At 46.4% G+C, this 21,632-nt stretch carries 20 protein-coding genes; 10 read left to right on the plus strand and 10 right to left on the minus strand.

Annotated features, from left to right (window positions below):
* Nucleotides 1-86: 86 nt before the first annotated feature.
* The 6 genes from DXN05_RS24755 (at nucleotide 87) to DXN05_RS17655 (ending at nucleotide 6,193) form a co-directional block, all read left to right on the plus strand.
* Nucleotides 87-278, plus strand: coding sequence for a hypothetical protein (locus DXN05_RS24755; RefSeq protein WP_158559303.1), 192 nt, complete (start codon nucleotides 87-89; stop codon nucleotides 276-278).
* On the plus strand, nucleotides 245-1,327 hold the full coding sequence (locus DXN05_RS17635; protein ID WP_394337522.1) for a TPR end-of-group domain-containing protein: 1,083 nt from the start codon (nucleotides 245-247) through the stop codon (nucleotides 1,325-1,327). The genes DXN05_RS24755 and DXN05_RS17635 overlap by 34 nt, the downstream gene beginning before the upstream one ends.
* 37 nt (nucleotides 1,328-1,364) lie before the next feature.
* A complete protein-coding gene (locus DXN05_RS17640; protein WP_158559305.1) occupies nucleotides 1,365-3,041 on the plus strand; it encodes a sensor histidine kinase in 1,677 nt (558 codons plus the stop codon).
* Nucleotides 3,038-3,802: a LytR/AlgR family response regulator transcription factor gene (locus DXN05_RS17645; protein ID WP_116848599.1), complete on the plus strand. Its 765-nt coding sequence runs from the start codon at nucleotides 3,038-3,040 to the stop codon at nucleotides 3,800-3,802. The genes DXN05_RS17640 and DXN05_RS17645 overlap by 4 nt, the downstream gene beginning before the upstream one ends.
* Before the next feature lie 107 nt (nucleotides 3,803-3,909).
* Nucleotides 3,910-5,079: an aminotransferase class V-fold PLP-dependent enzyme gene (locus DXN05_RS17650; RefSeq protein ID WP_116848600.1), complete on the plus strand. Its 1,170-nt coding sequence runs from the start codon at nucleotides 3,910-3,912 to the stop codon at nucleotides 5,077-5,079.
* Nucleotides 5,080-5,458: 379 nt separating this feature from the next.
* The gene (locus DXN05_RS17655) at nucleotides 5,459-6,193 is read left to right on the plus strand and encodes a hypothetical protein (protein ID WP_116848601.1); all 735 of its coding nucleotides are present in this window, start codon (nucleotides 5,459-5,461) and stop codon (nucleotides 6,191-6,193) included.
* An 82-nt stretch (nucleotides 6,194-6,275) separates the two neighbouring features.
* On the opposite strand, the gene DXN05_RS17660 is transcribed toward DXN05_RS17655, so the two are convergent.
* Entirely contained in the window at nucleotides 6,276-7,034 is a 759-nt protein-coding gene (locus DXN05_RS17660; RefSeq protein WP_116848602.1) for an MBL fold metallo-hydrolase, read from the minus strand.
* 406 nt (nucleotides 7,035-7,440) lie between these two features.
* Here DXN05_RS17660 and DXN05_RS17665 point away from each other — a divergent pair, with 406 nt between their 5' ends.
* The gene (locus DXN05_RS17665; protein ID WP_116848603.1) at nucleotides 7,441-9,981 is read left to right on the plus strand and encodes a phosphocholine-specific phospholipase C; all 2,541 of its coding nucleotides are present in this window, start codon (nucleotides 7,441-7,443) and stop codon (nucleotides 9,979-9,981) included.
* A gap of 108 nt (nucleotides 9,982-10,089) precedes the next feature.
* Here DXN05_RS17665 and DXN05_RS17670 read toward each other — a convergent pair whose 3' ends face one another.
* Nucleotides 10,090-11,010 (minus strand): EamA family transporter, encoded by a 921-nt coding sequence (locus tag DXN05_RS17670; protein ID WP_116848604.1) that lies wholly within the window; start codon nucleotides 11,008-11,010, stop codon nucleotides 10,090-10,092.
* A gap of 88 nt (nucleotides 11,011-11,098) precedes the next feature.
* On the opposite strand from DXN05_RS17670, the gene DXN05_RS17675 reads away from it, so the two are divergent.
* Entirely contained in the window at nucleotides 11,099-11,704 is a 606-nt protein-coding gene (locus tag DXN05_RS17675) for a CGNR zinc finger domain-containing protein (RefSeq protein WP_116848605.1), read from the plus strand.
* A gap of 42 nt (nucleotides 11,705-11,746) precedes the next feature.
* Here the strand turns inward: DXN05_RS17675 and DXN05_RS17680 are convergent, their stop codons facing one another.
* The 3 genes from DXN05_RS17680 to DXN05_RS17690 form a co-directional block, all read right to left on the minus strand.
* Nucleotides 11,747-12,346 (minus strand): hypothetical protein, encoded by a 600-nt coding sequence (locus tag DXN05_RS17680; RefSeq protein WP_116848606.1) that lies wholly within the window; start codon nucleotides 12,344-12,346, stop codon nucleotides 11,747-11,749.
* Nucleotides 12,347-12,407: 61 nt separating this feature from the next.
* Nucleotides 12,408-12,746, minus strand: a complete 339-nt coding sequence (locus tag DXN05_RS17685; protein WP_116848607.1) for a cupin domain-containing protein — start codon at nucleotides 12,744-12,746, stop codon at nucleotides 12,408-12,410.
* Between the two features lie 56 nt (nucleotides 12,747-12,802).
* Complete coding sequence (locus DXN05_RS17690; RefSeq protein ID WP_116848608.1) at nucleotides 12,803-13,648, minus strand: AraC family transcriptional regulator; 846 nt, start codon at nucleotides 13,646-13,648, stop codon at nucleotides 12,803-12,805.
* A gap of 188 nt (nucleotides 13,649-13,836) precedes the next feature.
* On the opposite strand from DXN05_RS17690, the gene DXN05_RS17695 reads away from it, so the two are divergent.
* Nucleotides 13,837-14,349, plus strand: a complete 513-nt coding sequence (locus DXN05_RS17695) for a lipocalin-like domain-containing protein (protein WP_116848609.1) — start codon at nucleotides 13,837-13,839, stop codon at nucleotides 14,347-14,349.
* Between the two features lie 16 nt (nucleotides 14,350-14,365).
* Here the strand turns inward: DXN05_RS17695 and DXN05_RS17700 are convergent, their stop codons facing one another.
* From DXN05_RS17700 to DXN05_RS17710, 3 genes are all read right to left on the minus strand, one after another.
* Nucleotides 14,366-15,010, minus strand: coding sequence for a response regulator (locus DXN05_RS17700; RefSeq protein WP_116848610.1), 645 nt, complete (start codon nucleotides 15,008-15,010; stop codon nucleotides 14,366-14,368).
* A 22-nt stretch (nucleotides 15,011-15,032) separates the two neighbouring features.
* Nucleotides 15,033-18,068 (minus strand): sensor histidine kinase, encoded by a 3,036-nt coding sequence (locus tag DXN05_RS17705; protein ID WP_147313969.1) that lies wholly within the window; start codon nucleotides 18,066-18,068, stop codon nucleotides 15,033-15,035.
* A gap of 78 nt (nucleotides 18,069-18,146) precedes the next feature.
* Complete coding sequence (locus tag DXN05_RS17710; RefSeq protein ID WP_116848612.1) at nucleotides 18,147-18,815, minus strand: ferredoxin reductase domain-containing protein; 669 nt, start codon at nucleotides 18,813-18,815, stop codon at nucleotides 18,147-18,149.
* A 634-nt stretch (nucleotides 18,816-19,449) separates the two neighbouring features.
* Here DXN05_RS17710 and DXN05_RS17715 point away from each other — a divergent pair.
* Nucleotides 19,450-19,689 carry a hexameric tyrosine-coordinated heme protein gene (locus tag DXN05_RS17715; RefSeq protein ID WP_116848613.1) on the plus strand — a complete coding sequence of 80 codons (240 nt, stop codon included), beginning with the start codon at nucleotides 19,450-19,452 and terminating at the stop codon, nucleotides 19,687-19,689.
* A 110-nt stretch (nucleotides 19,690-19,799) separates the two neighbouring features.
* On the opposite strand, the gene DXN05_RS17720 is transcribed toward DXN05_RS17715, so the two are convergent.
* Nucleotides 19,800-20,411 carry a YciE/YciF ferroxidase family protein gene (locus tag DXN05_RS17720; RefSeq protein ID WP_116848614.1) on the minus strand — a complete coding sequence of 204 codons (612 nt, stop codon included), beginning with the start codon at nucleotides 20,409-20,411 and terminating at the stop codon, nucleotides 19,800-19,802.
* 323 nt (nucleotides 20,412-20,734) lie between these two features.
* Nucleotides 20,735-21,607, minus strand: coding sequence for an AraC family transcriptional regulator (locus DXN05_RS17725; protein WP_116848615.1), 873 nt, complete (start codon nucleotides 21,605-21,607; stop codon nucleotides 20,735-20,737).
* Between the last annotated feature and the right edge of the window lie 25 nt (nucleotides 21,608-21,632).

Consider the following 21,632-nt stretch of genomic DNA (forward strand, 5'->3'; position numbering starts at 1 on the left):
TGCCGGATTCACATTTGTGTTACAGGTATTAACGGCCTGGTGGATATTTGAGGCATACCCAATCATTTATCCACCAAACAGCTCGTATGTTACCCAGGTTACTATTAATTTTATGCGCATTGCTGCCCTTGTATGGGCAGTCGCAGCAAAATGATGCAGCATTCACAGACAGTGTTGTGCAGCAATACAATGCTTCTTTTGTACGCTGGTACAGCAACGTGATACAACAGCCTATCATACCGGGTTGCGGCAATGGCAACACTGGTATCGTTCACTAAATGCGGTTACGCAAAAGCGGTATACGGCAGCAAATAATAATGTTTACTACAACCTCAGCTGCACATATGCCTTGCTGCACCAGCCAGCTGCAGCGCTCTGTTACCTGGATACGGCTTTGCAGTATTCCTATGCGGATTACCAGCACCTGGTGAACGACAGCGACCTGGTGAGCCTTCACCAGCTTGCCCGGTTTAAAGCACTGGTGCAGCCCCTGCGCGCTGTTGGCGATTACCTGTTTATATTAAAAACTGCATCGGTTTATGATAATACGGTGCACAGCAATCTCCTGCCTGCTTTTACCTATCAGTCCCCGGCGGATACAGCGTTAATAGCATTGCGGCGCTATTTTCACCTGGATTCGATTGCAGGCACGGGCAACCAGACCGAACAGGTGTTAAACCTGCTGCACTGGGTGCATAACCTGGTACCACACGATGGCAATACCGAAAACCCGCCCGTACGTGATGCGCTGCACCTGGTAAGTGTATGCCGTAAAGAGGGCAGGGGACTGAATTGCCGCGGGCTGGCCACCGTATTGAACGAGTGTTATCTTGCTATGGGGTTTAAGTCAAGACTTGTTACGTGTTTGCCCAAAGACAGCCTGGGTATTGACCCGGACTGTCATGTGATCAACAGCGTATACGTACCTGCGCTGCACAAATGGATATGGGCCGACCCTACCAATGATGCCTATGTAATGAATGAAAAAGGCGAATTGCTGGGCATTGAGGAAGTGCGTGCGCGTTTAATCAACGGCGAGCCGCTCATACTGAATCCGGATGCCAACTGGAACCACCGTTTTACCCGCAGCCGGGAGGAATATTTGTATGGTTATATGGCAAAGAATCTTTACCTGCTGCAGTGCCCGGTAAACAGCATAGCCGGCAATGAAACAAGAATGCCCGGCAAAGTCATCAGTTACATACAACTCAATCCTGTTGCCTATTTCAGACAAAAGCAAAACGGCGGCGCAAAAAGCGGCACGCAACAAGGCGATTTATTATATTACAACACGAATAATGCTGCCGCTTTCTGGCAGGCCCCCTGATATGAGAAAATATGTAGTTAGTTGCTTATTGTTGCTTTTGGGCAGCTGTATATGCCGGGCCCAGATACCCTGGCATGACAGCACGGTTGATTTTACTTCCATTGAATGGAATAATTACTCTACTTCCTATATCGGTGAAGGCAAGGATTCTGTACCGTTGCTGGTAACGGCAATACCATATAATGGCATTTACAGCGCGCCGGCCGAATTAGCCGGCGCAACAGCTTTAAACATGTCATTCAGTGGTTCCTTGTACAATTTCAGGTCTAACCTGGGCGATCGCAACCAGGTGTTGTATGCCTGCGATTCGTCTGCGGTATATTTTATCGCGCCGGGTGTTTTCGCCTCAAATGCGGCATTGTACGAATACCGGGTAACAGAAAACGGTTCACGTGTGATAAAGCCATGGGCAGCCATCACACAGTTTACAGACAGTGCGTTTCAGTTAAATACTTTCCGTCGCAGGTGTGCTTTTCTTGGCGGGTTTAGCACCGGCACAGGAAATTATATTACAGTTGAATTAAGGCGGCGGCGCGATCAGTCAATACAGTGTGCAGCTGCCGTGTACTGGGTGGCTGTGCAGCCTGTGCTGAAAGATATTTACACTGCTGCTGAATTGAATGATTTGCTGATGCACGTGAAAACCAACGCCCGTTTTGCTGCTGCCGCGCCACGTGATAAATGGACGAAATTATATAAGCCCGCCGGGCTGGATTCAGTAACCGGGCTGCCCAAAAAGCTGGTATTGCCGTCGAAAGAGCATGACCTGTACTTTTTTCTTACGGCAGATATCTACAAAAAGGAAGCGCTCGAATACCGCCTGCTGCGAAATAATAAAATAGCTGCCAACTGGCAGCCCAATGCATATGACAACGGTTTGATATGGCTGAAAGACCTGGATCCGGGCAGTTATGTGCTGCAAATGCGCTATCGTATGCAGCGGCAGCATGTAACTGCTTATGTATTTGAAATAACCCCTGCCTGGTATCAAACCATGTGGTTTAAAGTGGCGGCCGTGTTGCTGGTGATTAGTTTTTTGGGCAGCATCGCGTTGCTGGTAACCCTGCGCAGGCAACGGCTTGCGTTGATGGAGGAACAGGCAAAAAAAGAAAAGCAGGCGCTTGGTTTACGTGCTATACGCGCCCAGCTGAACCCGCATTTTATTTTCAATGCGCTTTCGTCCATACAGGGACTGATAAACAAGCAGGATATGGACGGCGCCAACCGCTACCTGTCTGATTTTGGCATGCTGGTGCGGCATTCATTAACGGAGAGCGATACGGCGTATATTCCGCTGCAAAAGGAGATCGCTACGCTGGATACCTATCTGCGCCTGGAACAGCTGCGTTTTAATTTCGCATGGTCTATCGATTGTGAAAACGCGCCGGATACTTCGGCTGTTGAATTACCTTCGCTGTTGTTACAGCCCCTGGTAGAAAATGCGGTGAAACACGGCGTTTCGGGCATGGGGGAACAAGGCAGGATACAGGTGCGTTTCAGTCGGCAGGGTAAAGACCTGCTGGTATTGATACAAGACAACGGGGCAGGCTTTGATACCGCTGTAAGCGGCACTGGTTACGGATTAAAGCTTACACACGACCGGATAAGGTTGTTGAATGAAATGACAGAAGGAACGATTATCACCATGCAGGTACAAAGTGCGCCTGCGCAGGGAACGATTATCCGCCTTCTATTTAAAAACTGGTTAGCATGAACAGATTACGTGCCATTGTAATAGACGATGAACAAAACAACCTCGATAACCTGTCGCAGCTGCTGGCAACTTATTGTCCGGGTGTGGAAGTCGTTGCAACGGCTCAGCATGCAACTGCGGGTATCGCTGCCATCCTGCAATACCGGCCAGACCTGCTTTTTCTCGATATACAAATGCCTGGTAAAAATGGGTTCGAATTACTGAAGGAGCTGCCGCAGTATGACTTTGAAGTGATTTTTGTAACAGCCTATGATCAGTACGCCATACAGGCAGTTCGTTTTGCGGCGGTGGACTATCTGTTGAAACCGGTGAACATTAATGAGCTGCAGGCTGCCGTGGCGCGGGCAACAGTAAACCGCAGCACCAAACAGCAAAACCGCCACCTTGAAAACCTGCTGCAATTGCTGCAGCAACAAAACGCCCAACACCGTATTGCATTGGCTACTTTAAAAGAAACGCGTTTTGTGCCGGTGTGTGATATTGTACACTGCGAATCATCGAATAACTACACGGTATTTCAATTGGCAGGTGGTGAAAGGCTCACCGTGAGCAAACCTATCTATGAATACGAAGAGCTGCTTAAAAATTACCGCTTTATCCGTTGTCATCAATCGCATCTCGTGAACCTTGGGTATGTGAAAAGCTGGGTAAAAGACAATGGCGGCTACCTGTTGCTGGAAAACGGGCATGAAATACCGGTGTCGCGTAATAAAAAGGAGTTGGTAGCGCTTGCACTGGGCAACAACGGCATGCCGGTTTAGCTAAAAAAGCGGAACTTTTGCAGGAAAGCACCTGTAAACTGTACCTGCTTTAAACCTGCAACGGGTTTTGACGATACCAGCTCATTGCTTTTGTCTATATTGGTGCCATGAATATTTTAACGATACGCCACGATACACCAGGCTGTGCTGACCAGGTATTTTTAAACAGCGCCGGCGCCTCCCTGATGCCCAGGCAGGTTGTTGCCCGCATGAAGGCTTACCTTGATGAAGAAACGGAAGCCGGTGGGTATGCGGTGGCTGAAAAACATGCTGCTGAAATTGCACAGTTTTATGTGCAGGCAGCAAGATTGATCAATACCCAACCCGAAAATATTGCCTTTGCTTTCAGCGCCACAGAAGCGTATATCAAAGCGCTGCTGAGCATCCCGTTTGTGCAGGGTGATTACATTGTAACCACAAACGATGATTACGCTTCCAATCAACTGGCTTTTTTATCGGCGCAGCAACGCTGGGGTGTTCATATTGTGCGCGCCAACAATACGGCTGCAGGTGATATAGACCTGGATCATATGGAGCAGTTGATTAAAACGCACAAACCACGGCTGGTAGCGGTAACACATGTGCCTACCAGCTCGGGCCTGGTGCAGCAGGCGGCAGCGGTTGGTGAACTGTGCCGCAGGTACAATTGCCTGTACCTGGTAGATGCCTGCCAGTCTGTAGGGCAGCTGCCCGTAGATATACAGGCAATCGGCTGTGATTTTTTAACCGCCACAGGCCGTAAGTTTTTGCGTGGTCCGCGCGGTACAGGTTTTTTATATGTGAGCGACCGGGTGCTATCAGAAAAACTGGAACCATTGTACATTGATATGCGTGGCGCTGCATGGACTGGCGCTGACCAATACACTACCCGTACAGATGCCCGGCGTTTTGAAACCTGGGAACTGCCGTATGCAGCCTTAACCGGTTTAACCGAAGCCATGCATTATGCCATGGAGCTGGGTTTGGAATACATTGCCACACGCAATCACATGCTGAGCAGCCTGCTGCGCAAACAGCTGGCCACTGTGCCCGGCGTGCAGGTGTTAGACAGGGGTACGGAGCAGTGCAGCATTGTTACGTTTACGCGCGCAGGATTTAGCCAGGAACAACTGGAAGCCCTTTTACATACACATGCCATCCGTTATTCAGTAACATCCAAAACATCTGCGCAGATTGATTTTTCGGCAAAGGGCATTGAATGGGCCATCCGTTTGTCACCGCATTACTTTAATACCGAAGCCGAAATTAACAGGGTGAGTGCAGTGCTGCAGGCCTGAACCACTACCACATCCGGACGCTTACCTAAACGACACCGGCTGCAAAAGCAATTAAAAAGATACAGTGTTTGTGCAGTTGTTTTTTTTTCCTGCATAAAGCGCTGTGTCTTTTGTATTTACTGCATTGCAGCGTTTCGCCCGGAAATTTATTACAACCCGTTGCTTGCATTTTTCATTTTCATTTGCCAACTTTACATCGCTTTAACTCCATCCTTTCAAAGCGTATTATCTGTCGCTGTTACCTCCGCTTTACCGGTTTTATCTATTGGTATAATCTATGGGCAGGCTGCCCGGGTTACTGTAATTGTTATTGCTGCAGCAACAATGCTGTGTGCCTGACTGTGCTTTGCGTAAACCATTCACTGCAAAATCCAGCTGTATGAAATACTATTTACCTTACCGTTTATTGGCTGCGTGCATGCTTGTAGCATTGTTCACCGGCTGTAAAAAGAATTGTGATGTGATTGCAGGTCAACCAGGCTGCAGGGTAGAAAAGATCAAGGGTAACGTGGGTTCGTTTGATGATTCCCTGTTTTTTACCTACAACCAGCAAGGGAACCCGGTTTCCATTAAAAAGAGTTTTACCGCTACCGGTTATCCTGATGTATTGTTCAGGTATGATCAGCACAACAGGCTTATTCAGCATATCGGGTATTACAGCGATGTGTCGTTTGAAACCTGGCACGACTATGTGTATAACCTGCAAAACCAGATTGTACAGGATACCCAGTATGTATTCGGGGAATGGGCCAACGGTGTAAGGCTGTCTTATCATCACCGTTATATTTTTAAATATACCTATGATGGCATGGGCAGGATGGCTACATGGACGTTTATAGATGATGCCAACAACTCGAGCGTAACCACGTATACCTATGACAGCAACGGCAACCTGGTGAATGGTAAAACCTACGACAACAGGAAAAACATCCGGTCTACCAATAAAATATGGATGTTTCTCGATCATGATTACAGTGTAAACAATGTAGTGCCTGCCGGCCCGTATAACAACCAGTGGCTGCCCCTGCACCTGGGCAGTCCCGGGAAGCTGTATGCAGGCTCGTTTGCAGGCTTTGCTTACAGTGATATTGATATTACTTATTCCTGCAGGTAATAGCGCGGATTGTATGGTTTTGAATAAAATGGCCCGGCTGCAGTAATGCGGCCGGGCCTGCTATTGCAATGTAAGGGTGCGCTTATTTTTGGGGATACCAGTTGCGCAAACGCACTTCGATGTTTTTATTGCCTTCGTTCACGAGTTTTTTAAATTCATTTACATCGCTTAAACCGTTTTGCCCGCGGTAGTGATAGGGGTAAACGATCGCCGGTTTAAATGCCAGTACAGCGTCTGCTGCATGCGGTACATCCATGGTGTAGGGCAGGTTCATACAAACAAAAGCCACATCAATGTTTTTGAGTGCGCGCATCTCGGGAATGCCCTCTGTATCGCCGGAGAGGTAAATGTTTTTGCCCCCAATGCCCAGTATATAACCATTGCCGCGGCCTTTGGGATGTTTGGCATCTGGTCCGCCGGGAATATTATACATCGGAATGGCATGAATGGAAATACCGGCCTGCGTGGTAGTGCCGTCATTGTTTACCACTACCATGTGTGCTTTATCAGCCTCCGGCATTTTATCTGCTACTGCCTGAGGTACCACAAGTATAGTAGATGCGGTTTTAACTGCGTCCATGTTTTTGGGATCAAAATGATCGCCATGAATGTCGGTGATAATGATAACATCGGGTGCTGCCAATCCTTTAAACAGGTCAGCGCCGCCCGAAGGGTCTGCATAAATGGTTTTGCCGGCTACAGTGAGTACAAGGCTTGCATGTTCTACAGGCTGTATGGTTAACGGGCCTTTGCTGGTGGCAATATTGTCGGGCGCACTTAACTGGGCCTGTGTTTTACCTACCAGCAAAACAAGGAGGCAGGTGAGAATTCGTGTTTTCATGTATGTGAATTGTGCGATAAATGTAAGGCCTTTTTCACTTGCCGGGAAAATGCTGTGGCTAAAGCCGGTAACAATGTTGAACGGTAGTTTGATGGTGCGATAGCCTGATTGCTGCTATTGTTTCTTATGCGGTAGGTTGGCAAAGATAAGGGCGGTGCAGGGGTGTCATGCAGGCTAGAGGAATGTATATATGCTGTGTGTTCGTGTAATATTTATCGGCTAATGCGGCAAACAATTCGCTGAAACAAACGCGGCGTTACTGCATGCATGCCGCAGCCTGCTGTGCAATGTAAATTTTAGGTTAACTGTTTGCTTCATGGCAGGCCGTGGTTTGTTGAATATATAAATATCTGATCTTTAAACTTTCTGATTAAAATTTTGTCACACGGCGATACAATTACAGCTTATGGATACCAGGCGTGAATTTCTGCGAAAATCAATGTTATTATCCGGCGCAGCGGGCTTCTCCAATCTTTTGCCAGGCTCTATTCAAAGGGCGCTTGCTATTGATCCTGCCCCGGGCAGTACTTTTCTTGATGCGGAACATATAGTAATACTGATGCAGGAAAACCGCTCGTTTGATCATTGTTTCGGTACGTTACGCGGCGTGCGCGGGTTTAACGATCCCAGGGCCATCCGTTTGCCAAATGATAAGCCCGTATGGTTTCAAAGCAATGCTGCAGGTGAAACGTATGCACCATTCAGACTGGACATCCGTGATACTAAGATAACCTGGATGGGATCGTTGCCGCATTCACGCGCCAGCCAGGTAGATGCACATAACCAGGGCAAATACGACCAATGGTTGATAGCCAAAGCATCGGGCAACAAGGCATATGCCGGTATGCCACTTACCATGGGGTATTACTCCAGGGAAGACCTGCCCTTTAACTATGCCATGGCAGATGCATTCACTATTTGTGACCAGAACTTTTGTTCTGCCATGACCAGCACCACACCCAACCGTTCTTTTTTCTGGACAGGCAAAATTACGCATGAAGAAAACGGTATACCCAAGGCCAATATCCGCAACGATGATTTCAGCTATGGTAAAATGGACTGGAAAACCTTTCCTGAATTACTGGAAGCAAATGGCATTGCCTGGAAATTTTACCAGAATGCGTTGAGCTGCGGCGGTGGTTTTGAAGGAGAAGAACGTTCCTGGCTGTCGAACTTTGGCTGCAACCTGCTGGAGTTTTTTAAACCGTACAATGTAAAGTTCGCGCCGCAGTATATTAAGGCTTTACAAAAACAGGCCGATACATTGCCCGGTGAAATCAATAAACTGCAGGAAGAAAGTCCTTCAGATGAAGATACTGCTGCGAAGATCAAAGCTGCGATACAGAAAAAACAGGAAGTGCTTTCCAAAGCACAGGATGAATTGCTGCAGTGGAATGCTGCGAAGTTTGAAAAGCTTTCTCCTGAAGAGCAGCGCCTGTTCTTTAATGCGTTTACCGTAAATGAGAAAGATCCTGATTACCGTTCCATTACTTCATTGACTTATGAAGAAAATGGTGCTTCCCGTACACTGAAAGTACCCAAGGGCGATTTGCTGCACCAGTTCAGGAGTGATGTAGAGAACAATCAGCTGCCAACCGTATCGTGGCTGGCTGCACCGCAGAATTTCTCTGATCATCCCAGTGCGCCCTGGTATGGTGCATGGTATGTGTCTGAAGTACTCGACATTCTCACCAAAAATCCGGAAGTATGGAAGAAGACCATCTTCATTGTTACCTACGATGAAAATGATGGTTACTTTGATCATGTGCCGCCGTTTTCTATTCCCGATAACAACAAACCGGGCACAGGCAAATGCTCGGCCGGTATTGAAACTGAAATAGAATTTGTTCGTCTCGAAAATGAACTGAAACAAGGTGTTCCGAAGAAACAGGCCCGTGAAGGCGCTATAGGACTGGGTTTCAGGGTGCCAATGATCATTGCATCGCCCTGGAGCCGTGGTGGTAAAGTGTGTTCGCAGCTGTTTGATCATACTTCTACACTGCAATTCCTTGAGACATTTGTAAATAAGAAATTCAATAAGTCTATCCATGTAGACAATATCAGCCAGTGGCGCCGCACGATCTGCGGTGATCTTACTACTGCATTTACGCCGTTCAACAATAGCCAGCTGGAGCGCATTCCTTTCCTCGAAAGAAATACGCATGTGGAAAATATTTTCAATGCCCGGTTTAAACAGGAGCCTGCAGGTTACAGGCAGGTAACTGACAATGATGTGCAGGCATTTGTTACAGCGCCTGCCAGCGCTGGCGTAATGCCCAGGCAGGAGCCGGGTGTTCGGCCATCTGCTGCGCTGCCTTATGAGTTGCATACCAATGGTCAGCTGAGTGATGACCGGAAAAAGTTTGTACTTCGTTTACAGGCCGGTAATGCAGTGTGGAAAGGCCAGGCAGCAGGGGCCCCTTTTTCAGTTTATGCGCCTGGCAAATATGAAGGCCAGGGTAATGAGGCAACAGAAACAAGCCGGGTATGGTCGTTTGCTGCCAAAGCAGGTGATACCTTAACCTATGAATGGCCGCTGCATGCTTTTGAAAACAAACAATATCATTTGCGTGCTTATGGCCCCAATGGGTTTTACCGCGAGTTCAAAGGCACGGCCAACGACCAGCTGCTGGCTGAATGCAGTTATGAAAGCAAGGGCAGGGCAGATGTGCTAACCGGCAACATCGTGCTGCATTTGCGCAATGCCGCTGCAACAAAAAGCTGCACAGTACAACTCAAACATGGCAGCACAGGCAAGCTGTTGCAATCAGTAAACATTGGTGCAGGTAAAACGGAATCCGTTGTCGTAAATCTTGATACATCGCACCAGTGGTACGATGTGCAGTTATCCATAGACGGTACACCTGAATTCTTCCGCCATTATTGCGGCAGGGTAGAGACAGGGAAGGAAGGGGTCACTGACCCGGTGATGGGTGGGGTGGTGTAATAGAGAATTTGTTACACCCCTCCAATAAGTGCAAGCAAACACAAAGGATCGCTGAAAGGGATCCTTTGTGTTTTGATCACGACCTGCACCCTGCTACGGAATGATGCTTTACTCGGCTATTTTGCTCTTATTGGACTGTGTAATTACCACACCCGCTATCACTACCACCAGTGCGATCAGCTGAAACAACGTTACCTGCTCAGACGCAACCAGCCAACCGATAAACACAGCGATAACCGGGTTCACGTATGTATGGGTACTGACGATAGCAGGCGGTTGTACAGTAAGTAACCAGTTAAAAGCAAGGTAGGCTACCAGGGAGCCCATGACTGTGAGATAGGCCACACCCGCCCATGCGGTGCAGGCAACATTGCCGGAGAATACTGCCGGCCATTCACCATGAATAACCGCCACCACACCAGAAAACAGACCTGCCGCCAGCAACTGCACGGCACTATGAACAGAAGTACCGGTTTTTGAAGTGAGCCGGTAGTTGGCATACAATGCACCCGCCACCCAGGCCACGGCACTGAGCAGCGTGATAATGGTGCCGAGCACAGGCCTTGAAGTAGCGGTAGCACCAGCCGGTGTAAAACACGCAAAGAGGGCAATACCTGCAAACCCTATCAACAGGCCGATAATGATCCACTTGCTGGAGAAGTAAGACTTCCACCTGGCCTTATCCAGCAGGATAAAAAACAGCGGCTCCGTAGCCATGATTACCGCAGCACTGCCGGAGCTGATGTATTTTTCCCCCACTACTACCAGCCCCGTACCACCGCTGAGCATCAGTATGCCGCTAATAATGAGCACCCGCCAGTCCTTACCTGCAGGCCACACCTTTTTGGTAGCCAGCGCCCACACCGAGAGAATGGTCCCGGCAGCCAGGTACCGCATAGCGGAGATGGCAAAAGGCCCAAAGCCCTTTACAGCGTAAGCAATAGCCAGGTAAGTAGTACCCCAAATGAAATACACGGCAATAAATGCCAGTATGAGCAGTGCGCGTGGTGGTTTTTTCTGTTGCCGCATGTTAAACCGTTAAAAGGTGTTTTACTAGTGTTAATGACAACACCTGTAACAAATACTTTGCCGGTGTGATTTTTGTACTTTAAAGGGTATGAAGACAATCACAACGGTTGAGACAATGACCCTGGATGGAGGGACTGCCTGCCTGGACTTTATAAATTCCGGGTATGACCGGGAGCACGGCGTCGTTGTGGAACGCTTACACAGTTATGAGGATTTGCTGGTACTGGCCGGCAGGATTGATCTCCTTGAACCCGCCATCCTGAAAACCCTGCACAGGCAGGTATCAAAAAGCCCTGCACTTGCAAACAAGGCCCTGGCCTTTGCCCGCCAGGCGCGGGTATTACTATACCAGCTCTTCACTGGTGAGACGGATATGTTACCCGAAGTAAATACCCTATTTGCAGATGCGCTTCGCTACCGGGTACTTAAAAAAGGAGATGCCGGTCTAAGCTTTACGGCTGATGTGCTGCCGGCTGGTTTACCGGCGCCGGTTTGGCTACTGGTACTGGATGCATATTTGCTTATTGAACGCGGAGAGTTTCCACTGGTGCGCCAATGCCCGCGTTGTTCCTGGCTGTTTGTGGATAGAAGCAAAAGCCATCGCCGCAAATGGTGTTCAATGGAATCATGCGGTAACAGCCAGAAAACGAAAAGCTACTACCAGCGCAAAAAAGCCACCTCCGGCGATGAATAGCCCTTTGCTATAAAACTTCAATCACGTAGTGCCTGCCAGTACTTAGCCAGTGATGGAATTATTGCTAAATTGGTTGTGGCATTTGTTGTCAGCCACGTATATAAACCGGCTTTGGGCTATATACGCCTGTAAAGCGCTGTCCATCTTTTCATCTAAAGAATGGAAATGCAGGTTGCCATATTGGCAAATGTGCCCGAGAAGTTGTTGTTCAGCATCGGTGAAGTGAATATAGGGCAAAGCTGCGTTACAACGGGTAAGCCACGATAGATGCCTGATGAAAACCGGCAATGCTGTTCTGTCAACCTGTAATGCTCCATTGAATTTCTTTCCGATTTTATTACTTGTTAAATACAGTTTTGCCTCTCTGGCGGCCTTATATTCTATATTGCGGTATTGCCAGGGTCTATCTGTATCGCCCAGAAATATTAATGAATCAATGTTAAAAAACTCAGTCATTTTCGCAAGTTGCTTGCCCATAGCCATAACATGGCTTCGAAATGACCTGGACGAAACAGTTAGCAGGTAACTTTTAAATACAGCGGGATAGTAAATTTCCTCTTCTTCTTTTTCATAGTTGTAGTTTCTTAAAGGAAAAACTGCAAATGCATTTAAGCAGTCTGTTCGATTTATTTTGATAAGCATTGTCAGTTTCTTCTTCTTAGGTTGAAACAGATATCGTCTCCGTTATAAAAAACTTGTTGGATTAATCTCGCTCATCAAACTCCGTTTGCATGTCTTTACTTTCGATAGTCAGATTTACGCTTTGGTCACCTTTGGGAAAAGTCCGGTGCAAAACATTTCGTGGTACGAGCAACAATTGACCGGCTGTAAGTTCTACAAGGTGGCGCTCAAATTCTATAACAAGCACACCTTGAACGCCGATAAAAAGTTCATCCGAATTCGGGTGCCGGTGCCAGGGATAAGCTTTTTGCATTACCGACATACGCACCACCTGATCGTTTACCGTGCTTATGGTTGTATTGGAATAACTGCCTGTTACGGCTTTTAATATTTCATGAGGGTCGATAAGTGATAAGGCCATCAGGAATCATTTTGGCTGCATATTAAACCAATTTACCAGAACTGCAAGTCCTGGCATTAAATTGTACCATTTGTTTTTCTGAATTGGGACGGGTTTACTCCTTTGTATTTTTTAAATACACGGTTCAGATGACTTTCATCGCTGAAATTAAATTCGTAAGCAATTTCGTTGATCCGCATATCGCTATGCAATAACCTTGTTTCTATTAGTCTTAATTTGTAATTGGCAATATAGCTCTGCAGGGTTTCGCCGGTTTGCTTTTTAAAATAACGGCCTAAATAATTCAGCGATATATTAAAATGCCCACTCAGTTTTTCTGCTTTTAAATTTTTCGGTTCAAGAATATTTTGCTGAATATAATGCAGCATATCCAATACAGGTTCTCCGGTGTTTTCCTTAACATTTTTGGGAAGTTTCAGCGCAATATTTCTTGCCACAACGGTAATAACAGTACTAACAATCTGTTCTGTAATACGACTGTAGTACAATTGCTGGTTGATTTGCTCGTTCAGTATACTTTCCACCAGTGAAGCAATCAATGGCTTGTCGGTTTTGTTTTTTAATATGCAACCGGGACGATGGCTGGCGTTTTGTAAAATGTATTCCACCTGTTTTACAGCATCCTTGTCCTTTCCCCATTTTTCATTTACATACAGTTTGTTGAACCGGAGAAAGAAAAAAGTTGTAGGCACGGCGATATTAAATGAATATACATCCTGCGGGGTCAGTAAAAACAAATTTCCCTTGCGGTAGTTGAACTTGTTTTTGTTTACCGTTTGTATGCCTGTGCCCGCTATAATATAGATCAGTTCAAAAAAATTATTCCGCCTGGCAATTTTGGGAAAGTGCTGCATTTCTTTCCATTCAATTTCATACGGCTTGTGTAGTGTTTCAATCTGCATGGTTGTAAAATACAAAAGAAGTGTAAAATAGTACAGGTTCCAATTGTTGATTATTGCACAATTTTACGTTGTTCTGTCAGTCACCCTCTTCTCAAACAGGAACATACACATTGGGTGAATAGTAGCGCCTAAACCCTGGTTACTGATGAATGACAAAAGCTGATACAATTAAAACAAACAAATAGGTTATGCGATACTTAATGTGCACCGCTTTTATATTGTTGTTCACCGCATTACAGGCACAACATGCAAAGCTATCCAAACAGGTTAAAAAACAATTTACCGGTACATGGACATTGGTGGCAGTAGAAAATACCAATGCCGACGGAAGTAAGACATTGCCTTACGGCGAAAATCCGGTGGGCCTGCTCGTGTTCACTGGTGCGGGAGATTACGCAATACAGATTTTAAAGGCCAATCGTCCAAAAGTTGCAGCAGGAGATAAGAATAAAGCTACTGCAAATGAAAATGCAGCCCTGGTACAGGGTAATAATTCACATTTTGGAACATATACCGTTGATCCCGGAAGCAACAGCATTACTTTCAATGTACAGCATGCATTTTACCCTAACTGGGAAGGAGAAGTGCAGGTGCGCAGCTACACACTGGAAAACGACCTGTTGCGTTATGTGGTTACACATACTACCAACGGTGGAGCAACAACTGCAACTGTAGTGTGGAAGAAACATACCCCGCTTTAGCGTATCAAACAATCATCTATATAATGCGCCGGTTGATAGCCTTGGCTACGGCCTCGGTAAGGGAAGCCACCTGGAGTTTTTCGTATATTTTTTTGATATGGCTGCGTACGGTTTCGTAGCTGATACCTAATTCAGCCGCGACCATTTTGTAACTAAGGCCGTTTACAATACAGGCCAGTACATCTTTTTCGCGGGCAGTTAAATGGTAGTCTTCTGCAGGTGCCTGGGCAGCTGGTGTTAACTGCTGCAGGCGTGTTAGTACTTTGCGGGCAATACCCGGGCTCATGGGGGAGCCGCCTGTTTGTAATTCCTTTATGGCAGCTGTAAGCCGGGTGTTTAGATGGTTTTTGAGGATATAACCGCTGGCGCCGGCACAAATGGCTTCAAATACACGGTCATTATCTTCAAACACGGTCTGCATCATAATAAGGAGATATGGCATTTCTTTTTTCAGCAGCTTAACGGCTTCAATACCTGTCATGCCCGGCATTTCAATATCCATCAATACCACATCCGGTGTGCAGGCTGCACAGTCTTCCACGCAGCTCAGCACGTTCTCAAATACACCGGTTACTTCAAAATCGGGCTCGGTGGCCAGCAGGTGTACAATGCTGTCACGGATATGCCGGTTATCATCAAACAATGCGATTCTTGTATGCATGGGCTCATTTTTTTACAAACAATCAGGGCAGGGGGCAGGTAATGCTGATGCGGGTGCCTGTGCCCGGGCCTGTATCTATTTTATAGGATGCTTTAATGGATGCAGCCCTTGCGGCCATGTTTTTAAGCCCGTTACCGCTGAGTGAGCTGCGGGCCTGCTGTATTACGGCATCGTACTGGAAGCCGCAGCCATTGTCTTCTATTGTACATAACAGCTGGTTGTTGCGGATGCCGATATGTAGGGTTATGCTGCTGGCGTTTGCGTACTTCACGGCATTGTTGATTGATTCTTTACACATCAGGTACAGGTGGTTGCGTTTGTCCATATCCATGTTCAGCTGTGTAAGGCTTTCGTCGTAGTGAATCAGCAGTGTTACATTACTGGCTGCACACAGCGGCCGGGCAAACGATTCAATGCGGTTGATGAAATTAATCACCTGGTCGTTCAGCGGGTTAATGGCCCATACAATGTCTGACATTTCACCAATCATTTCATTGGCGGTGTTGCCAATTTTATCGAGTATGCTGGTGAGCTGCTCTTCCTTTTGTTGCTGCTGGTTTATTTTTGCCACCTGGCTATATACCGCAATGCTGCTGAGGGTAGAACCTAAATGATCGTGCAGGTCTTTGGCTATTTTGTTGCGTATCTCCTGCCTGTTAAGCAGTGCTTTGATTTTTGCACGGTATTGCAGCCACAATATACCCGCTACCAGCAGCAAGGGCAGCAGGTAAAACCACCAGTGCTGCCAGATTGGTGGCGTAATATGAATGTTAAGCGCAGTAACCTGTGTGCCATGCGTGCCGCGCCAGTTGCCTGCTTTTACTTTAAATACATAATCGCCGCCAGGCAGGTTGCTGTAACTGGCAAAATTGCGGTCCCCGCTGTTGATCCAGTCCGCATCAACCCCTTCAAGCATATAGGAATATTGCACATTGCCGCCGCCGCTGAACTCAGGCGCTGCAAATTCAATGGAGAAATAATTCTGGTTATGCGCCAGGTGAATATTGCCATTGCTGAGCAGGTGATTGTACGAATCATTGAATATTTTGAAATCAGTGAAGTACACCGTTGGGTCGCTGGTGATTTCTTTCACCTGCTGCGGATCGAAGGCAATGTAATAATTGGTGCCGCCAATGTACAGTATGCCATTGTTGTCTTTGTACATATAGCCCTTAATGCTGCTGTACACCGAACCCGGAAGTGAGTAACAGCTGTATTTGCGGGCATGCGGGTTGTATTTGTGCAAATGCCCGTTACTGATCATCCAGATATTGCCCGCAGGATCATTCTGCAGGCCCTCTACCAGGTTGCTGGATTCTTCAATGTTGGCAGCTGTTTGGGTAGCATTGTTGTAGCGTATTAATCCGCCGCCGTAACTGCTGGCCCATATATTACCCGCACCGTCTTCCAGTACATCAAATATGTCGCTGGTTTGCAGGTTGCTTTTGATAGTGCGTTGCTGCAGGCTGTAATAGGGTGCTGTGGCTTGCTGCTGCAATAGTTTTAAGCCGTTGGTGGCAGTGGCCAGCCATAACCCGCCGGTTGCGATACGGCATATTTTTCTTACCTGGTTGGGTGTTACATTGTTGCCGAAGGGGTGTATCCATTTTTGTTCGGCAAGGTCATAACCGGCAAGCGGATAACCATAAGGCGAAACAATGAGCACTGGGTGATGATGAATAGTATCTTTTACGATGGATACAATACCGGGTGCTTTTAGCCTGCCCATTACAGGGTCGTTCGCCGTATTGGGTAACAGGCTTAATGCATTGCCGGCAGGGTTGTATACAAACAGTGAATAATCAGTGCCGAGGTAAAAGCTGCCGTCTGTATCTGCCAGTATTTTCTGTACAGAAAGGGGCACACCGTTCCAGGAAAGCGCGCGGTGTTCAAACCCGCTGCTGCCGTTTTTCTGCACAAACAATCCATTGCTGGTTGCTATCCACAAACTGCCATGTATGTCTTTATAAAAGTCATACACAGTGATGTTGCCGTTCGCCGGTGGCAGAAAAATCTGCGAGAATGGATGGTACAGTGGATTGTATACATACACGCCGTAGTTGGTGCCCAACCAGGTGATGCCGGTGTAATCGTTGTACACGCAGTTTACATGATCGCTGAGTAAATCATGTTGTTGGGAAAACCCATTGCTGTAAGTACTGAATGTACCTGTTTGCTTATCGTACATGATCATGCCCGAATGCCTGCCCGACATCAGTACCAGGTTATCAGGTGTTTCTGCAAAATGAATGATTTCATCATCAGGCCGCTGTTTCCCGTTGAATGTTTTAACTACTGCGGGCTGGGTGTTGCCGGTTGACAGGCAGAACAGTGCATGGCTTGCCGTACTGCACCATAATGCAAGATCACTGCCTGTGAACAGCGAAGTAATGAGCGTGCTGCTGTTAACAGTTGTGGCACCTGCTATATTTACATAGGTCGACTGCAGGTTGCGCGTATCAATTTTCAGCAAACCACCGCCCATGCTGCCCATCCACAACATACCGGCAGAATCAATGCATACTGCTTCGGCTGTGATTACGGCTTCTTTAAACGGCATGTCAAATTGCCGTGTGCTTTTGTTAAACCGCAGCATGGGGTAGCCGGCTGCTGCCAGCCAAAGGTTGCCTGAAAAATCGGCGGTTATTTTTTCAATATGCAGTACGCCTGTTGCAGTATGCGGTTGATAATTGGTTAGCTGCAACGGCGCGCTTAGCCGGTAATTATAGGCTGTTAGACCGCCATCGGCCGTGGCTATCCAGATAATGCTGTCGTTGTCTTCCAGCAGGCTGGTGACAATGGCACCCGGCAGGGTAGTGGAATCATTGCTGCGACTGGCAAAATTGGTGAAGTGTTTGCCGTCATAACGGCTTAACCCATCTTCGGTACCCAGCCATACAAACCCGCGTTTATCTTTCAGCACACAGTTCACCTTATTATTGGCCAAACCATTATCCATGTTCAGTTTGGTAAGATAGGAGCCCTTTGGCTGCGCATTTACCTGCTGCATGATGCATAACAGCAGGCACAGGTAGCCATATTTTGTTAGATAGGACAATGGTTTATTGTTTCCAGTTTAAGGTTTATACAGGTGGCTCAAAGCTTTATCCATGTGGTTATTGCACCTTCAGGTCTGCTACTTTTCAAATACGACAGTGTCTGCCGAAGCACCGTTTTTTACCAGTATATCGGTGATGGCTGCCGTCATAGCATCGGGGCCACAAATGTAGAAGGGACTGTTGACGAAGTCTGTTACTTCTTTTTGCAGAAAGGCTTCATTAATGTAGTCGTGCCGGTAACCCGGGTCGCTTTCCTTGGTTACAATGTATATGGCATTGTTGCCAAGTAGCTGTTTTAATTCTTCTTCATAAATAATATCGGCTGCTGTTTTGTTGGAGAAAAACAGCTTGTTATTACCGATTTTATTGTCTTTGTGAAGCTGGCGGAAGATGGCTATAAATGGTGTAATGCCTGCGCCACCCGCAATGAAATAACCTTCTCCCTTGTATTCAATAGCACCCCATGAATCACTGACGATGAGTTCATCGCCGGCCTGCAACTGGCCAATTTGTTTGGTAACGCCATCGTGATCTGTATAACATTTAATAGTGAACTCAACATAGGGTTCACTGTTAAGTGCAGTAAAGGTGAACGGTCTTTTTTCATTTACCCATCCCGGTTTGTTAACCGATACATCTGCGACGTGGCCGGGTGTAAAACTGAAACCTTCCGGTTTTTCAAGACGTATGCGGTGTACATCGTGGGTAACAGGCGCTACGGACAAAACTTTTAACGTGTATTCCATGCTGTGAATGTTTGTATTCAGCTAATGTAACAGAAGAAAAAATGGTTATGAGCTGCATTAGCTTACTTCGCCATCAATTCTTTTGCACAAAGCAACATGCTCATTGAATGCAAACAGTGCAAGTGTTGCCAGGTGCTGTGTTGTACACAGGATAACAATTTCATTACAAAATTATTTTATCGGAAAGTCATAACCAAGGTTTAGGTTATCGTAAAAAATGTACATGTAACGGATTGGCATGCAAGGACTGCAATAACAGGTAAAGTTTTGTTAAGACTTACAGTTGCTTAATCAGGTAAAGATTAACCAGCGCCACTTTCTGCTGCTGTTGTTAATTGATGGCAATCCGCAAATTTTACATGCGTTGCCGTCGTATAGACCGGTTTTTTTGAACTGCGCACGCATAACCTTATTTAATTTTGAAGTGGGTTTGCATTTTCAAAAGTTCAAAATTTCAATGAGTTCAAAAGTTCAAAAGTTCAAAAGTTCAATAGTTCCATGGTTGAATTGTCAATACACCAGCGCGCATTAAATTGAACAATTGAACAATGAAACAATTGAACAATGAAACAATGAAACCTGCGTTTGGCTTTACGATGAAGCAACTTCTTACTAAATACGAAAATTACAAAACATGAGCGATCAAATTACACTTGTGCCGGGGAACACCTTACTTACGGCTACTCCCGAAGAAGGCAGGCAGCTTGCCATTAAACTGTCGCGCCTGATTATTAAGGCAACGCAGCCTGATGATGCCATTCGCGGGCAATTGCGCGGCGTATATGCGAACGATGCTGCGATGCTGATTGCTGCGGGACAAACTGTGGCTATTGAATTTGCTACTATTGCTGCAGCTAATAACTACTGGAGGTAACAACAGCTGTTTTTCATTTCATTCAAACCAGTTCCCGGTTTTAGATGCCTTGCACAAAACATAAAAGGCCCCGACGTAACTCGAGGGCCTTTACTAAGGTACATATGTTGTTATTCTTCCGTGCTCGCTTCGTAGTTTATGTCGTTTTCTGCGATGGAAGAAAGCAAACTGTCGGCTTCCTTTTCTTCTTCCAGGGTGGTGGCAAGGATTTCTGCGGCATCTGACAGTCCGAGTACTGTGGCCAGCTGATGAAGGGAACCATAGGTAGCGATTTCATAGTGCTCAATTTTTTGAGAAGCCATGATAATACCAACATCACGGGTAGCGCTGCCAGCCTCAGTATCTTCAACAATGCTTTGCCCTTCCTGGGTCAATCCTTCCATGGCATCACATTTTTTTGCCTGAGCCTTCTGACCCAGGATAGCAAATACTTGCTCCAGCCGGGCAACATGCTCACGGGTTTGTTCCAGGTGATCACCAATCGCATTTTTCAGCTCCCCGGAAGTAGCTGCTTTTTGCATCTTGGGTAGTGTTTGCACAAGTTTCTTTTCTGCCCAGTAAATGTCTTTTATCTCGTCAACAAAAAGTTCATGCAGGGCAGGTTCTGTTTGTGTGGGTGCTGATGAATCGGTTGCAGCTTTAGAGGCGGTACTCTTTTTAGCCGCCGCTTTCTTTGGGGCGGCTTTTTTAGCACTCCCTTTCTTTTTTGTTACAGTAGCCATAATGTTTTTTGTCTACCAGACGAAAATCGCGTGCCAAGTGACACTGAAGCGTCTGTAAATGCTACTATGCCCATGTTTAAGATCCATGTAAGCCCGATATAGCGCCAAGCTACAACCCGCCACCACGGCGCAAAGGCCTGGATAAACAATAAATACCATTTCTACTACCAGAGACAAAAGAATAAATTTCAATACGCTTGTGTGGCGCCGGTCAAAATTTTTGGAAACCTGGGGCTGTAGAGAAATCTCCACGGAGAGCCGCTGCCACTATCGCCGATCGTTTATTGTATACAAACTTTGTTTCTGCGCTAAAAAGGTTGATATTAAGTGTTTTCATGAAGAAAAGCCTTTCTGTAACGCAAAGGATTTTTCTTATAAACCTTAAGAAACTGCCTGTTGAAGTTGGACAAATTATTATAACCACATTTCATGCAAATATCCGTGACGCTTTGATCGGTTTCTACCAATAATTTTGAAGCATGGTTAAGCCTTACCTCATTGACAAAGCTTGTAAAAGGCTTCCTGGTTCGTTGACTGAAATATCTTGAAAAAGAGTTTTCGGCCATATTGGTGAGTTGAGCAACTTCCTTCACCGAGATGTCCCGGTGGAAGTTATCCAGTACGAAATTGATGACCTGATTCATCCTGATAGTTTCCGCGGTGTTTTTCCCGGTAATGGCATTGTTGCATATATATTCCAGGCTTTTGCTTTCGGACAGAACATGCAGTATTTCCAGCAATAGCTGCCATCTGGCGAAGCCATTTGCTTTAACAAGCTTCCGGAGTTTATCTGCTACAACAGCGTTGGTTTTGCCCTTTACTGCTAAACCTTTGAATGACCGCTCCAATAAACCTGCAATCTTTTGCGATTCCGGTAAATCAAAAAAACCGGTTCCAAAGGTATCTTCCTTAAAATGCACTACGATAGATTTGGCCCGCAAGCTGGACCTGGGAGCAAAATACTTTGCATCATTTTTATACGTGTGCGGCAGGTAAGGACCTATCAATGCCAGGTCACCAGGCTCAAAATAGCTGATCTGGTCACCGATAATTCTTTTTCCTGTACTCTCCGTTACCAACACCAATTCATACTCCGGATGAAAATGCCATGGTGTGGGATAGTATTGATAGTCGAACAACCTCGTCACGAATGATTCGCCCGAGTTCCGGGGCAGGTATTCCAGTACTGGTTTCATTATTCAATTATACCATTTAAAGGGC

Source organism: Deminuibacter soli, from assembly GCF_003412455.1.
GTDB classification, from domain to species: domain Bacteria; phylum Bacteroidota; class Bacteroidia; order Chitinophagales; family Chitinophagaceae; genus Deminuibacter; species Deminuibacter soli.